This window comes from Cellulosimicrobium composti (genome assembly GCF_009711085.1).
In the GTDB taxonomy this organism is placed as follows: domain Bacteria; phylum Actinomycetota; class Actinomycetes; order Actinomycetales; family Cellulomonadaceae; genus Cellulosimicrobium; species Cellulosimicrobium composti.
On the sequence record NZ_WMKA01000018.1, the window covers coordinates 30,810 to 43,986 of the forward strand.

Sequence of the window (13,177 nt, forward strand, 5' to 3'; positions counted from 1 at the left end):
ATGCCCGGCCGGGTGCTCGTCGTCGTGCCCACGTACGACGAGGCGCTGACGCTGCCGGGCACGCTCGCGCGGCTGCGCGCCGCGGTGCCGGACGCGGACGTGCTCGTGGTCGACGACGCGAGCCCCGACGGGACGGGCGACCTCGCCGACGCCGCGGCCGCCGCGGACCCGGGGGTGCACGTGCTGCACCGTGCGGGCAAGGAGGGGCTCGGCGCGGCGTACGTCGCGGGGTTCGGGTGGGGACTGGCCGCCGGGTACGACGTGCTCGTGGAGATGGACGCCGACGGGTCGCACCGGCCGGAGCAGCTGCCGTCGCTGCTCGCCGCGCTGGGCCCGGTGGGCGACGCCGCGGGGGAGCGCGGGGGAGCGGACCTCGTCATCGGGTCACGCTGGGTGCCGGGGGGCCGGGTGGAGAACTGGCCGCGGCACCGTGAGCTGCTCTCGCGGGCGGGCAACGCGTACGTGCGGCTCGCGCTGGGGCTGCGCCTGGGCGACGCGACGGCGGGGTTCCGCGCCTACCGGGCGGCGGCGCTGCGGGCGGTGGACCTCGCGAGCGTCGAGTCGCACGGGTACTGCTTCCAGGTCGACATGGCGTGGCGCGTCGCGCGCGGGGGCGGGCGCGTCGTGGAGGTGCCGATCACGTTCGTCGAGCGGACGGCGGGGCGGTCGAAGATGAGCCGCGCGATCGTCACCGAGGCGCTGTGGAAGGTCACGGCGTGGGGGGTGCGCCGGCGCGCGGACGCGGTCGTCGCGGCGCTGCGGCCCCGCGCCCGGCGGGGCGTGCGCTGACGCGGGCGACCGGCGGGCACCGCCTCTGCGGGCCGCGTGGTCGCGAGCGGAGCGGTCCGGACGTGCGAGAGGCCCGGAACCCCTTCGGGGGTCCGGGCCTCTGGCGCGTCTCGCGGCGGGCGGCTCAGGCGCTGCGGCGCAGCTTGCCGGCGCGCAGCAGGCCGAGGCGCTCGTCGAGCAGCTCCTCGAGCTCGGAGATGGTGCGGCGCTCGAGCAGCATGTCCCAGTGGGTGCGGGCGGGCTTGCCGGCCTTGGGCTCGGGGCGCTCGGCGTCGCGCAGCAGCGCCTCGGCGCCGCAGCGGCACTCCCACACCGGGGGGACCTCGGCGTCGGTGGAGAACGGCAGGATGATGGTGTGCCCGTTGGGGCAGTCGTAGTGCGCCTGGAAGCGGGGGGCGAAGTCGACGCCCTCGTCCGACTCCATGCTCTTGGCACCGATGCTCATCCCGCGCAGCGAACGGTCGGCCATGGTGTCCTCCTGAGGGGGTCTTCGGGGGTGGGTGGGCGCGCCCGGTGGGGTGCCGGCGGCGGCCCGGTCTACGGAAGGCAACGCCTTACCGTCGGTCGGTGTTCCGACGTGCCGTGAAGGTCCGGTGAACGTCGCAGGGGTGGTCGTCGCCCCCGCGGCGCCGGGCCGGGCCGCCTCGGCGCGTCGCCGTCCCAGGCTCCCGGGTTTCGATGCCCGACGCAACTCGTCGGGCCCCTCGCGGGGGCAGACGTGCGCACGCTCACACCCGGGCGGGAACAAACGGCCGGGGAGCCGGGTTGAGCGGCATGTACATGCAAACGCATCGACCCAGGACCCACGGGAGCGCACCATGCAGTTCGGCATCTTCACCGTCGGCGACGTGACGACGGACCCCACGACGGGCCGGACCCCGGACGACACCGAGCGGGTCCGGGCCATGCTCACCATCGCCCGGCACGCCGACGAGGCGGGCCTCGACGTCTTCGCGACGGGCGAGCACCACAACCCGCCGTTCGTGCCGTCGTCCCCGACGACGATGCTCGGCTACCTCACGGGCGTGACGAAGAACATCGTGCTGTCGACGTCGACGACGCTCATCACGACGAACGACCCGGTGCGCCTCGCCGAGGAGTACGCGATGCTCCAGGTCATCTCCGACGGGCGCATGGACCTCATGATGGGCCGCGGCAACACCGGCCCGGTGTACCCGTGGTTCGGGCAGGACATCCGCAACGGCATCCCGCTCGCGATCGAGAACTACGCGCTCCTGCGCCGCCTCTGGACCGAGGACGTCGTGGACTGGGAAGGCAAGTTCCGCACCCCGCTGCAGGGGTTCACGTCCACCCCGCGCCCGCTGGACGGGGTGCCGCCGTTCGTGTGGCACGGGTCGATCCGCAGCCCCGAGATCGCGGAGCAGGCCGCCTACTACGGCGACGGGTTCTTCCACAACAACATCTTCTGGCCGATGAGCCACACGCGGCAGATGGTGCAGTTCTACCGGCAGCGCTGGGAGCACCACGGGCACGGGCCCGCGGACACCGCGATCGTCGGTCTCGGCGGTCAGGTCTTCATGCGCAAGGACTCCCAGAAGGCGTGGGACGAGTTCCGCCCCTACTTCGACAACGCGCCCGTCTACGGGCACGGCCCGTCGATGGAGGACTTCACGCGCGAGACCCCGCTCACCGTGGGCTCGCCGCAGCAGGTGATCGACCGGTACGCCACGATGCGCGAGCACGTGGGCGACTACCAGCGCCAGCTGTTCCTCATCGACCACGCCGGCCTGCCGCTGAAGACGGTGCTCGAGCAGATCGACCTCCTCGCGGGCGAGGTCGTGCCCGTGCTCCGCCAGGAGATGGAGTCCGTGCGCCCCGCGCACGTCCCGGCGAACCCGCCGAGCCACGCCGAGCGCGTCGCCGCCGCCCGGGCCGCCGGGACCGACGGCGCCGCGCACGTCGGCGGCAGCGAGGACCGCTGGACCGGGCGCACCGCCGAGGACGACCCGCAGCCCGCGCCGGCGGGCGCCGCGTTCGGGCTGTAGCCCGCGACGCGCCCACCGCACCGCACACCAGGAGCACCAGGAGCACCGCATGACCACCAGCACCCCCGCCCCGGACCGCCGCCTCGTCGTGGTGTCCGCCGGGCTGTCCAAGCCGTCCTCCACGCGCCTGCTCGCCGACCGGCTCGGCGACGCCGCGGTGCGCGAGCTGCAGGGCCTCGGCCTGACCGCCGAGGTCGAGACCGTCGAGCTGCGCGACCACGCGCACGCCGTCGTCGACGCCATGCTCACCGGGTTCCCCTCGGGCGAGCTCGCCGGCGTCCTCGAGCGGCTCACCGCCGCGGACGGGATCGTCGTGGCCACCCCGCTGTTCACCACCACGTACTCGGGGCTGCTCAAGTCGTTCGTCGACGTCCTCGACAAGGACTCGCTCACCGGCACGCCGGTGCTGCTCGGCGCGACCGGCGGCACCGCCCGCCACTCGCTCGCGCTCGAGTACTCCCTGCGCCCGCTGTTCACCTACCTGCGGGCCGACGTCACCACGACGTCCGTGTTCGCGGCCACGGACGACTGGGCCGCCGCGGAGGGCGAGGACGGCGGCGGGCTGCCCGCGCGCATCACCCGGGCGGGCCGCGAGCTCGCGGAGAAGGTCGCGCTGCGCCGCAACGAGGGCCCCGCGGACCCGTTCGCCGGGACCCCGGACTTCACGGCCCTGCTCGGCGGGCTCTGACCCGCCGCCCCCGCACGCCCCGGCCGCCGGTGCTCCGGCCGGGGCGTCGCCGTGCCCTGACCTGCGCCGACGCCCACGGCGAGGCTTGCCCCGGGCGGCGACGCGCGGCAGGATCGGGGGACCGATGACGACGGGGGAGCACGATGGGCACGAGCGCGACCGAGCACCACGCGGCGACCTCCTCGACGGGGGCCGTCGCGACCGGGGCGGTCGCCCCCGAGACCCTCGCGGTGCCCGTCGTCGAGGCCCTCGCCGAGCGTCGACCCGCGGCGCCGCCCGAGCGGCGTCCCGTCGGCGTCGTCACGGTGCCCGGCCGCGCCCCGGACACGTCCCGCTTCGCCGCCGCGCCGCGCTACCCCGCCATGTTCCACGTCGCGGGCGGGCGCCTCGTGTGGGACGGCGCGCGGCTGCGCCTCGCGCGCGGGGACGGGACCGTCCTCGAGCCCGCCGGCGTGCCCGTCGTGACCGTCAGCGGGGACGGGCCGACCGTCGTCGTGACGTGGCGCGACGAGCGGCACCCGACCGCCCGCACGACCCGCGCCGTCCTCCTCGACGGGTCGTCGGCGCGCTTCGCCCGGTTCGCCCGGTCGCTCGCCGCCACCCGCCCCGGGAGCGTCGTCCTCGACGACCGCACCGTCCCGTCGCCGCGCGTGCCGCGCCTGCGACCCGGCCGGGCGGGCACCGCACGCCGGCCCGGCGTCTTCGCGCGCACCCTGTGGCGCGTCGTCGGGCGCGCCACGCCCGCCACGCCAGCCGCGAGCGCCACGACGGGCGACGGGGGAGCCGAGCTCGTCGCGCGCCTCGAGCGGCTCGCCGCCCTGCACCGCGCGGGCGACCTCACCGACGCCGAGTACGCGCGCGCCAAGCAGGCCCTGCTCGGCTGAGCACCCGCACCCGGGTCACGGGGTGGTGCGGTCCTCGTCCGCGACGGGGTCACGCACGTCGCGCAGCACCGGCAGGGACGTGTCGCCCGACGCGGGGACGAGACGCGGCGCCCACCACGCCAGCAGCGCCCCGCCGGTCAGCACGAGCGCGGCCGCGGCCGCCGTCGCGACGAGCCGCTCCTCACCGACGACGAGCCCCGTCCCGCCCGGGTCGAGCACGAGCATGAGGGTCACGGTGGTCGCCGCGGCGTTCGCCCACACCGGCCGCGTCACCGCGACCGTGACGGCGGCGGCCACGACCGCCAGGCCCAGCCGCACCGGGGTGGGCAGCACGAGCAGGAACACGGTCGCAGGGAGCCAGTACGCGAGCCGCGCGCCCCACTGCTGCGCCAGCACCGCGGCGAGCGCGACGACCGCACCGAGCAGCAGTGCGCCCGCGGTCGCGACCCGGCCCGGGACCCGGACGCCCTCGACCACGGCGGGCAGCCCCAGCAGACGCGCGACGACCACCGCGTACGCCGCCGCGCCCGCGACCCACGCGAACCGCAGCACCACGGACGCGTCGGTCGGCAGCGGGGGAGCGGACGCCGCGGCCGCCCCCACGAGCGCCAGGACCGGCAACAAGCCCCACCGTGCCGACCACCCGGCCGCGAGCCCGAGGGCTCCGAGCACCACGACCCACCACGCCGACCCGGCGGACAGCGCCGCCGCGACCGACACGACGACGAGGACCGGGACCACCGCGAGCGCCCGGCGCCACCCCGCGCGTAGCGCGAGCAGCACCCCGTAGACCGCGCCCACGGCCGTGACCGACGCCGTCGCCGCGTCCCCGAGCACCAGCCCCGCGGCCATGGGCACGGCGACCACCACGAGGAGCAGCACCACCGCCTGCCCCAGCGCGCGCACCGCCCCGCCGCCGGCTGTCACATCTCGAGCGTACGCACTCGACGTGCCGACGGCCGGGCACGCCCCCGGACGCGCACCGCGCCGTGATATCCATCGTCGATGGACCACCGCCACCGCCAGGCCCGGACCGTCACCTGCGCCGTCGCCGCGCTCGCCGCGCTCGCCGCCTGCGCCGGGCCCGTGACGCCACCTGACCTCGTGACGCGTCTCGCCGACGAGCCCACGTCCGCGGACTCCCTGCCCGGGACGCTGGTCCCCGCCGAGATGGACCCCGGCTCGGCGCGACGCCTGGGCGAGCTCGACGGCGTCGTCTTCTACGCCGGCTCCGGCACGCGTGACGGGGAGGATCTCGTCTGTCTCGTCGTCGCCCTCCCGGGGGCCACCCCGACGGGCGACTCCGGCGCGTCGACGTGCGGCCCGGTCACCGGCCTCGACGGCTCCGACCTCCCCGTCGACGTGCAGATGTCGGGGGTGCGGGTGACCGCGGCACTCGTCCCCGACGGGCTCCCCACGGACGGCGACCTCACCCGGGTGACGCCCAACCTCGCCGCCACGGTCGACCGCACCCCCTGACCCTCGCCCCGCCCGGGCTCACGCCCCGGACGCGCGCTCGATCGTGTCGAGGTCACGCACCGCGAACCGGTGGTGCTCCCACTCCTCCTCGAGAATCACGTGCAGGCACGACAGCGTCGTCTCCGGGTACTGCGGCGACCACGGGTTGGACCGCACCGCGGCGAGCTCCCCCTCCGTCACCCGCGCGAGGACGTCCCGCACCATCGCGACCCGGCCCGCCCGCGCGTCGAGCACGTCGCCGAACGCGGGCGTGCCCGTGACGAACAGCGACAGGTCCAGGCCGTCGTCCGCCGCCTGGGGGCCCGCCTGCCCGAGCGGGTGGAACGGGTGCTCCAGCCCCAGGACCGCGCGCCCCAGCCACGCGTCCGTCGCGAGCACCAGGTGCCGCAGCGTCTGCGCGAACGACCACTCGCCGTCGACCGACACGTCGACCGTGCCGGGCGGCATCGCCACCGCGCGCTCCACGGTCGCCGCCCACGTCGACTCGAGCGCCGCCCACGCCGCGCGCAGCCCCTCGGGGTCCGCCGCCCGGCGCAGCCCGCGCCCCGGGAACCGGCGGTCCAGCTCCGCCTCCACGAAACCCACCACGTCGACGCCGTTGACGCGCAACGGCACGTCGCCGTCCGGCAGCCACGGCGCGTCGACGTCCATGCCCTCCACCTGGACGCCGCGCATCACCACGCCCGCAAGATCCGCGTCCACGAACCGCGCACCCCGCAGGTCCGCACCCTCGAACGTCGCACCCCGCAGGTCGTCGGAGCGGGAGAACCGTGCCACGCGCACCTCCTCGCCTCGCGTCCGCCCCGCGCACCCCCAGCGGAGTGGGGGAGCGGCACCGGTGCGGCGACCGGCCGCACCGGCCCGGACCGGGACCGCTCCGTGCGGAGCCCCGGACCGGGTGACGGGACGCCTCGCACCGTACGCCCGCCCGAGCCCGCGCACCAGCACCCTGCCGGACGACCGCACGACGCACACGACCGGCCACACTTGGGGGAGCGACGCACCCGACACCGGGACCGTGGCACGACCGGAACGACTCGCCCGCGCACCGGCGCGTGCGGGACCATCGGGGCATGCCGATCCTGCCCGCCGACCGCGACCCCCGCCTCGTCACCGTCCGCCGCGGCGGCACCCTCACCGACGAGCACCACCACGACCTCGCCCGTTGGGCCGTCGCCTGCGCCGAGCACGTCCTGCCCCTGTTCGAGCAGGCCCGGCCCGACGACACCCGGCCCCGCGACGCGCTCGACGTCGCCCGCGCCTGGATCCGCGGCGACGTCCCCATGAAGACCGCCCACCGCACCGCGTTCACCGCGAACGCCGCAGGCCGCGACCAGCCCCCGCCCGTGAAGTACGCGGCGCTCGCGGCCGGCCAGGCGGTCGCCGTCGCGCACGTCGCCGCGCACGACCTCGGCGCCGCCGCCTACGCGATCCGCGCCGCCACGGCCGACGCCGCCGCACGCGGCGAGGACCCGGAGGCGGCGCGCCTCGCCGAGCGCGACTGGCAGCGCACCCGCGTCCCGGCGGCCCTGCGCGAGCTCGTGCTCGACGACCAGAGGCGACGCAGCGCCCTCTGCTGGCACGTGTTCGACGACTGACACCCCGCGGTGCGGGCGGTCAGCGCAGCAGGTCCTCGTACGCGACGAGCGGCACCCGGCCCTCCGCCGCGGCCGCCACGCCCGCGTCGCCCGCCACGAGCACGTCCGCCTGCAGCATCGCGACCGCCACGTACTCCGCGACCGCGGTGTCCGGCGCGTCGAGCTCGCGCGCGACCCGCCACGCCACCGCCCGGGACACGCGGTCACCGAGCAGACGCACCTTCAGCGTCGCCACACCGTCCAGGTGGGCGCGCGCCGTCGCCTCGTCCAGCACACCCCGGCGCACGTCGCCGTAAAGGATCGACAGCGCATGGCTGCGCAGCACCGACGGCCCCACGAGCGGGCGCCGCCCACCCAGACCCGGGTCCTCCCGCACGAGACGCAGCGCCGTCACCGCGTCGATCGCCCAGCGCGTCCCAGGGCCCAGCACCGGAGAGCTCATGGGACCTAGTAGACACCCCGCGACCGCAGCCGACGACCCCGCCACCCCCTACGCCGTGCCCGCCCCGCCCGCAGCGGCCAGCAGCGCCCGGCCCGCGTCCGTGAGCTCGTGCGTGACCGTGCGCCCCGCACGCGTGCTGTCCACCAGGCCCGCGTCACGCAGCACCGCCAGGTGCTCGCTCGCCGTCGACGCCGCCACCCCCAGCAGGCCCGCCACCGCCGTCGTCTGCAGGGGAGTGGCGAGCGACGCGAGGATCCGCGCCCGGCTCGCCCCCACCAACCGGTCCAACGACCGCGGCGCCGGCGGCGGCGACCACAGGTAACGCCCCGACGCCGGGTAGAACACCGCGGGCGACCAGTGGTCCGACGTCGCGCACTGCACCCGGTCCGTGATGAACAACGACGGCACCAGGACCAACCCGCCGCGCCCCGCGACCTCGACGTCCACCGCCGAGCGCACCGCGACCGTTCCCTCCGCGAACGTCAACGACCCGTGCAGCCGCGGCAGCACCGCCCCCAGCCCCTCACGACCCACCTGCAGCGCCCGGTCCACCAGCTCCGCACGCAACGCACGACGCATCGACACCCACTCCGGCTCCACCGCCGCCTCCCACAACCGGCGCACCGCGTCCGCAGCCGCCGACCGCGCACCCTCCGGGTCACCCAGCAGCCGAGCCCGCACCGCCGGCGCGCACCGCCGCGTCGCGTCCACCAGCTCCGCACGCACCTGCTCCACCGGCGCCGCCAGCACCGCCGCCAACCCGTCCTCGAACGACGGCTCGTCCGACGCCGGCGGCGGGTCCAGGAAGTCCGGCCGGTACGCGCCGTCCGCCATGAACACCGTCAACGCCGACAGGTCCAGACCCGCCCACCGCTCCCGACGCCGCCGCAACCACGGACCGAACCCCGCGTGCCGCCCCGGCTGCGTCAGCACCCGCGCCAGGCTCACCACCTCGTGCACCGGCGACATCGCCCACCGCACACCCGACGCACCAGGCCCCAGCCGATACCGGATCACCCGCACATTGTGCGGCCACGACCGAAACGAGCACCAGCACCCGCGCCGCACGCGAAGACTCCCACCATGACCCACACCGACACCCGCACCATCGCCCTCGGAGCCAACGGCTCCACCGTCGAGATCCTCGCCCGACCCACCCAGACCGGCGGCGCCGCCAGCCTCTACCGGTGGCGCCTCGCACCCACCAGCCGCGGCCCCGCACCCCACCGGCACACCACCTTCGACGAGACGTTCGTCGTCGAGACGGGGGAGATCGACTACTACGACGGCACCACCTGGCGCACCCTGCGACCCGGCGACACCGCCCACGCACCACGCGGGGGAGTGCACGCCCTGCGCAAGACCCGCCCCGAACCCGCCACGGTCCTCATGCTCCTCACACCCGGAGTCCCGCGCGAGGACTACTTCGCCGCGCTCGCCACCACCGACGAGCACGACCTCCCGCAGCTCCACGCACGCCACGACAACCACCCGGCTGACGAGCACCCGGCCGACGAGCACCACCGATGACCGGCACCACGACGCTCGTCCACGTCGCGACGGCGCTCGCGGGCCTGGTCGCCCTCGGCGTCGTCGCGCTGGGCGTGCACGGGTGGCGCGCGCCCCGCACGGCGGCCGGCTTCGGCATCCCCGGCACGACGACCGACGACCCCGCCGTGCGTGCCTGGCTGCGCGTCAAGGCCGTCCGGGACGTCGGCAGCGGCCTGCTCCTGCTCGTCGTCCTGGCCGCCGGGTCACCCGGCCTGCTCGGCGCGTGCCTCCTCGTCGCCGCGGCGATACCCGCCGGTGACGCGGTCGTCGTCGTGCACTCCGGTGGACCCCGGCGCACGGCAGCACCGCGGCGGTCATGGCCGCCGCGGCCGTGCCGCTGCTCGCCGCCTGACGCGCCGGGGAGGCGACGGGCGACGCCGCCGGTCGAGCAGGCGGACCCGGTGCGTGAGCACGGACGGACGAACCACGACCATCTGCTCGACACGAGAGAGGCCCGAGAGGGGCTCGTGGAGCGCTGCACCTGTTCTGACGAACCCTTCCGCGTTGCGCCGATAATGTACATTATGTCATTTCGGCGCATCGAGAGCCCTCGGAGCGCATCAGGCAGGCGGCTCGCGCGCTCCCCTTCAGGCATGAGCACGACGACCTCCGTACCTCGGCTCCCCGGCCTCGCGTCCCCGCGGGATCGCCGCTGGGCGACGCCCGGACGGCCGGTCCGGGCGTCGCTGGGCGCACCGTTCGCCACGTCGACCGTGACGGCGCCGTTCGCCAGGCTCGCTCCGGACGGCCGGCGGCGCCCGCGAGGCGTCGTCGTCACGGTGCTCGCGACGCTCGGATGGCTCCCGGTGCTCGCGCTGACCGTCGTGGCGTTCCTCGTCGTCGGGGTCGTCGCGGGCGTCGCGGCGGCGTCCGTGTGGGCCTGGCGCTCGGTGTCCCCCGGGCAGGCGCGACCTGCCGCGCCCGAGGGTGACGCACCGCGCCCGGCCTCCGCGCCGAACGGCTCGCAGGACCGCCCGCGGCGGCGCCTGGTGCGCGACCGCACCCTCGGCTACGATGCCTAGAATCGGACATACAGTTCAAACCATTGTGTTTAGGTCAACAGCGTGGTGACACGTAGGTCGTGACCGGTCGTGCTGCGAGACGGCGCAGCCCCCACGACGTGTCGACGTCTGACCGCCCACCGGCGCGGGCTCACCCACCAGGCTGGGCTCGCCCGTCACGCCGGGCTCGCACCGCGCCACCAGGTCACTCCCCGCGCACGTGCCGCAGGTGCGCCGTCCGCCCACCGGTCCCCCTCGGCTCCGTCCCCCTCGGCTCCGTCCCCCTCGGCTCCGTCCCCCTCGGCTCCGTCCCCCTCGGCTCCGTCCCCCTCGGCTCCGACCCNCGACCCGCTCCCCCGGATGCCGCGTCGGCGCAGGTCACGGCGCCGTGGGACGGTCCGCGCGTGTCGGTGCCCCGGCCTAGGCTGACGCCACGACCCGACACGCCGACGACCGACACGACGAGGAGGCCCCATGGTCGCCCCGCCCCGCCTCGAGCGGATCACCGTCGCCGAGGCCGCCGACCGCTACCTCGCGTCCGTCGCGGCGCAGACGCTGCGCGGCGTGCTGTCCCCGACGACGCGCCGCAGCTACGAGCGCGACGTCGCCGAGTTCGCCCGCCTCGCCGGGCCCGCGCGGGTGCTGGACGACGTCAGCGGCGAGGACGTCGACGACGTGCTCCTGCGCTACCAGATCACGCCCGACGGCCGGTACGCGGACGCGTCCCGCAAGCCCGGGACCACGGGTCGCTCCGCCGCGACGGTGAACCGCTTCCGCCAGTCCGTGACCCGCTTCTTCGCGCACGCCGCGCGCGAGGGCTGGGTGCAGGCCGACCCGATGCAGTGGGCCGCTCCCCCGGCGCGTCTGCGTGACGGGCTGCGCGTGGCCCGCACCGCGCTGTCCGCGGGGTCGGCGGCGTCGCTGCTGGAGGTGTCCGCCGCCCGCTCGCCCGGCACCGCGGCGGCGTCGCGGCGCGACCAGGACCTCCAGCTGCGCGACCGCCTCGTCGTCGCGCTCCTCCTCGTCCTCGGGCCGCGCGTGTCCGAGCTCGAGCGCGCGAACCTCGACGACTTCTCCCGCGGGCCGGACCAGACGCGGTGGCGCATCCAGGGCAAGGGCGGTCACGTGCGCACCGTCACGCTCTCGCCCCCGCTCGCCGACGCGCTCGAGGAGTACCTCGCGCGGCTGCGGCCCGCGCTCCTCGCGCGGCGCCCCGACGACCCGGACGCCCAGCGCGCGCTCCTGCTGTCGTGGCGCGGGCGGCGCATCGACGCGCAGGCCGTGCGGGGACTCCTGCGTCGGTGCGTCGAGCGCATGCCCGCGCAGTACCGCCGCGAGGCCACGCCGCACGCCCTGCGTCACACGACCGCGACGCTGCTCGCCGCCGAGGGCTGGGACGTCAAGGTCGTGGCCGAGCTCCTCGGGCACGCGTCCATCGCGACGACGGGCGTGTACCTCGACCGCATCGAGGGCGAGCTCGCGGCCGCGATCCGCGCCCACCCGCTGACGGCCGCGCTCGAGCCCACGCAAGCCTGACGTCCTGCACCCGCGGAGACGCAGCGTCGTCTCGGTGCGGCGCGGTCGAGGTGGAGCGGCTCGACCGACGGTTCACCGGGAGCGCAGGTCCGGTGCCGGTTCACGACGCGGGTGGTACCGACCGCGCGAAAGCGTGCAGGGCGACGTCCTCCCAGGGCACCGGTTGCGCGACCGGTGGAGCCGCGTCCCCCTCGAGCGCCAGCACCGAGGCCAGCGCCGCGTTGCACAGGTCGAGCCACCTCTGAGGCGTCACCAGGTCGTCGCCCGGGAAGGCGCCTGGCGTTCCTCGGTCGGACCACACCCCGGCCACGGCGTTGACCGAGAGGGAGCGTGACAGCGCACCGGACAACCACCGGCCGTAGGCGAACATGTCGTTCGACGACGACGCGGTGAGCAGCTCCACGTCGGGCCACTCGGCGAGCTTGAGGTACCGCGCGTGGAGCATGGACGGGTCGTACAGGTGGGCGTCCCTCGTCGCGATGAGCACCCCGTCGTCGAACACCCCCACCGCAGGTCTCTCCCGCGGCGGGAAACAGGTCTCGAGCAGGGGGCGCAGCCCCACCAGGCGGTAGGGGGTTCGCGGGAAGAGGCGCCGCATCACGGACTCGGCTTCCGCCTCGCCGGCAGGCCTCGTGAGGTCGAGCGCGCCGTCCCGCGAGTACGCCAGCAGAGAGAAGCTCAGACCCATCCGGAGAGCGTAGGGGACCGCACGTCGGCGTCGGGCGCACCCGGCCCGGACGCCGCGGCCCGTCGTCGTGCACGAGCGACCTCCGCGTGCGAGCACCACCGGTCGGCGAGAGCCTGGCGAGGAGCCGGCGCCGACCGGGTTGCCGGACCGACGGGAGGGAGGCCGACGTGCCGAAGCGCAAGCCGGGCCCGAGCGTGAAGGACCCCGAGCTGTACGAGAAGCTGCGCGACGAGGGCGACTCGAAGGAGAAGGCGGCCCGCATCGCGAACGCCGCAGCGGGGTCGTCCCGCTCGAGCGTCGCGCGCAAGGGCGGGAAGTCGGGCGACTACGACGACTGGACCGTCGACGAGCTGCGCAAGCGGGCCGCCGAGATCGGCATCGACGGCCGGTCCTCGATGCGCAAGGCGGAGCTCGTGCGCGCCCTGCGCTCGCACTGACGGTCGGGGCGCCGCACCGCGGCCGCGCGCGAGCCGCGGTGCGGCGGATCTCACCCGCGCCCCCGCTCGCGCCCGGGT

Annotated in this window: 16 protein-coding genes; 10 read left to right on the forward strand and 6 right to left on the reverse strand. The window is 76.1% G+C overall.

Annotated features, from left to right (window positions below; genetic code table 11):
* The gene (locus GJV82_RS09610) at positions 1 to 789 is read left to right on the forward strand and encodes a polyprenol monophosphomannose synthase (protein WP_115943655.1); all 789 of its coding nucleotides are present in this window, start codon (positions 1 to 3) and stop codon (positions 787 to 789) included.
* A 124-nt stretch (positions 790 to 913) separates the two neighbouring features.
* Here GJV82_RS09610 and GJV82_RS09615 read toward each other — a convergent pair whose 3' ends face one another.
* Entirely contained in the window at positions 914 to 1,258 is a 345-nt protein-coding gene (locus tag GJV82_RS09615; RefSeq protein WP_021483180.1) for an RNA polymerase-binding protein RbpA, read from the reverse strand.
* A 349-nt stretch (positions 1,259 to 1,607) separates the two neighbouring features.
* Between GJV82_RS09615 and GJV82_RS09620 the strand changes: the two genes are divergently transcribed.
* The 3 genes from GJV82_RS09620 to GJV82_RS09630 all read left to right on the forward strand — a co-directional run bounded on the left by GJV82_RS09620 (position 1,608) and on the right by GJV82_RS09630 (position 4,367).
* The gene (locus GJV82_RS09620; RefSeq protein ID WP_155099067.1) at positions 1,608 to 2,795 is read left to right on the forward strand and encodes an LLM class flavin-dependent oxidoreductase; all 1,188 of its coding nucleotides are present in this window, start codon (positions 1,608 to 1,610) and stop codon (positions 2,793 to 2,795) included.
* Positions 2,796 to 2,844: 49 nt separating this feature from the next.
* A complete protein-coding gene (locus GJV82_RS09625) occupies positions 2,845 to 3,483 on the forward strand; it encodes an FMN reductase (RefSeq protein ID WP_024839691.1) in 639 nt (212 codons plus the stop codon).
* A 143-nt stretch (positions 3,484 to 3,626) separates the two neighbouring features.
* Entirely contained in the window at positions 3,627 to 4,367 is a 741-nt protein-coding gene (locus GJV82_RS09630; protein WP_024839690.1) for an SHOCT domain-containing protein, read from the forward strand.
* A gap of 15 nt (positions 4,368 to 4,382) precedes the next feature.
* Here the strand turns inward: GJV82_RS09630 and GJV82_RS09635 are convergent, their stop codons facing one another.
* Positions 4,383 to 5,294 (reverse strand): hypothetical protein, encoded by a 912-nt coding sequence (locus GJV82_RS09635; protein ID WP_155099068.1) that lies wholly within the window; start codon positions 5,292 to 5,294, stop codon positions 4,383 to 4,385.
* Between the two features lie 78 nt (positions 5,295 to 5,372).
* On the opposite strand from GJV82_RS09635, the gene GJV82_RS09640 reads away from it, so the two are divergent.
* On the forward strand, positions 5,373 to 5,846 hold the full coding sequence (locus tag GJV82_RS09640) for a hypothetical protein (protein WP_155099069.1): 474 nt from the start codon (positions 5,373 to 5,375) through the stop codon (positions 5,844 to 5,846).
* Between the two features lie 18 nt (positions 5,847 to 5,864).
* Here the strand turns inward: GJV82_RS09640 and GJV82_RS09645 are convergent, their stop codons facing one another.
* Positions 5,865 to 6,623 (reverse strand): DinB family protein, encoded by a 759-nt coding sequence (locus GJV82_RS09645; protein ID WP_318657479.1) that lies wholly within the window; start codon positions 6,621 to 6,623, stop codon positions 5,865 to 5,867.
* 296 nt (positions 6,624 to 6,919) lie between these two features.
* On the opposite strand from GJV82_RS09645, the gene GJV82_RS09650 reads away from it, so the two are divergent.
* Positions 6,920 to 7,444, forward strand: a complete 525-nt coding sequence (locus GJV82_RS09650) for a putative immunity protein (protein ID WP_155099070.1) — start codon at positions 6,920 to 6,922, stop codon at positions 7,442 to 7,444.
* Positions 7,445 to 7,463: 19 nt separating this feature from the next.
* Here GJV82_RS09650 and GJV82_RS09655 read toward each other — a convergent pair whose 3' ends face one another.
* Both GJV82_RS09655 and GJV82_RS09660 read right to left on the reverse strand, forming a co-directional pair.
* Positions 7,464 to 7,886, reverse strand: coding sequence for a hypothetical protein (locus GJV82_RS09655; RefSeq protein ID WP_155099071.1), 423 nt, complete (start codon positions 7,884 to 7,886; stop codon positions 7,464 to 7,466).
* A 48-nt stretch (positions 7,887 to 7,934) separates the two neighbouring features.
* Positions 7,935 to 8,954, reverse strand: a complete 1,020-nt coding sequence (locus GJV82_RS09660; RefSeq protein ID WP_318657480.1) for an ArsR/SmtB family transcription factor — start codon at positions 8,952 to 8,954, stop codon at positions 7,935 to 7,937.
* Positions 8,955 to 8,969: 15 nt separating this feature from the next.
* Between GJV82_RS09660 and GJV82_RS09665 the strand changes: the two genes are divergently transcribed.
* The 3 genes from GJV82_RS09665 to GJV82_RS09680 all read left to right on the forward strand — a co-directional run bounded on the left by GJV82_RS09665 (position 8,970) and on the right by GJV82_RS09680 (position 11,974).
* Positions 8,970 to 9,416 (forward strand): cupin domain-containing protein, encoded by a 447-nt coding sequence (locus GJV82_RS09665; RefSeq protein WP_155099072.1) that lies wholly within the window; start codon positions 8,970 to 8,972, stop codon positions 9,414 to 9,416.
* Positions 9,413 to 10,459 carry a DUF4267 domain-containing protein gene (locus tag GJV82_RS20025; RefSeq protein ID WP_225873243.1) on the forward strand — a complete coding sequence of 349 codons (1,047 nt, stop codon included), beginning with the start codon at positions 9,413 to 9,415 and terminating at the stop codon, positions 10,457 to 10,459. Before GJV82_RS09665 ends, GJV82_RS20025 begins: the two co-directional genes overlap by 4 nt.
* A 453-nt stretch (positions 10,460 to 10,912) precedes the next feature.
* Positions 10,913 to 11,974: a tyrosine-type recombinase/integrase gene (locus GJV82_RS09680; RefSeq protein ID WP_155099074.1), complete on the forward strand. Its 1,062-nt coding sequence runs from the start codon at positions 10,913 to 10,915 to the stop codon at positions 11,972 to 11,974.
* A 100-nt stretch (positions 11,975 to 12,074) separates the two neighbouring features.
* Here the strand turns inward: GJV82_RS09680 and GJV82_RS09685 are convergent, their stop codons facing one another.
* Positions 12,075 to 12,662 carry a DUF6928 family protein gene (locus tag GJV82_RS09685; RefSeq protein WP_155099075.1) on the reverse strand — a complete coding sequence of 196 codons (588 nt, stop codon included), beginning with the start codon at positions 12,660 to 12,662 and terminating at the stop codon, positions 12,075 to 12,077.
* Between the two features lie 167 nt (positions 12,663 to 12,829).
* On the opposite strand from GJV82_RS09685, the gene GJV82_RS09690 reads away from it, so the two are divergent.
* The gene (locus tag GJV82_RS09690) at positions 12,830 to 13,099 is read left to right on the forward strand and encodes a DUF7218 family protein (protein ID WP_318657481.1); all 270 of its coding nucleotides are present in this window, start codon (positions 12,830 to 12,832) and stop codon (positions 13,097 to 13,099) included.
* Positions 13,100 to 13,177 lie beyond the last annotated feature (78 nt).

Bases quoted from the DNA above. Each gene is read 5' to 3' on its own strand.
- GJV82_RS09610 (WP_115943655.1), top strand. From the start codon at position 1: ATGCCCGGCCGGGTGCTCGTCGTCGTGCCCACGTACGACGAGGCGCTG.
- GJV82_RS09615 (WP_021483180.1), bottom strand. From the start codon at position 1,258: ATGGCCGACCGTTCGCTGCGCGGGATGAGCATCGGTGCCAAGAGCATG.
- GJV82_RS09620 (WP_155099067.1), top strand. From the start codon at position 1,608: ATGCAGTTCGGCATCTTCACCGTCGGCGACGTGACGACGGACCCCACG.
- GJV82_RS09625 (WP_024839691.1), top strand. From the start codon at position 2,845: ATGACCACCAGCACCCCCGCCCCGGACCGCCGCCTCGTCGTGGTGTCC.
- GJV82_RS09630 (WP_024839690.1), top strand. From the start codon at position 3,627: ATGGGCACGAGCGCGACCGAGCACCACGCGGCGACCTCCTCGACGGGG.
- GJV82_RS09640 (WP_155099069.1), top strand. From the start codon at position 5,373: ATGGACCACCGCCACCGCCAGGCCCGGACCGTCACCTGCGCCGTCGCC.
- GJV82_RS09650 (WP_155099070.1), top strand. From the start codon at position 6,920: ATGCCGATCCTGCCCGCCGACCGCGACCCCCGCCTCGTCACCGTCCGC.
- GJV82_RS09655 (WP_155099071.1), bottom strand. From the start codon at position 7,886: ATGAGCTCTCCGGTGCTGGGCCCTGGGACGCGCTGGGCGATCGACGCG.
- GJV82_RS09665 (WP_155099072.1), top strand. From the start codon at position 8,970: ATGACCCACACCGACACCCGCACCATCGCCCTCGGAGCCAACGGCTCC.
- GJV82_RS20025 (WP_225873243.1), top strand. From the start codon at position 9,413: ATGACCGGCACCACGACGCTCGTCCACGTCGCGACGGCGCTCGCGGGC.
- GJV82_RS09680 (WP_155099074.1), top strand. From the start codon at position 10,913: ATGGTCGCCCCGCCCCGCCTCGAGCGGATCACCGTCGCCGAGGCCGCC.
- GJV82_RS09685 (WP_155099075.1), bottom strand. From the start codon at position 12,662: ATGGGTCTGAGCTTCTCTCTGCTGGCGTACTCGCGGGACGGCGCGCTC.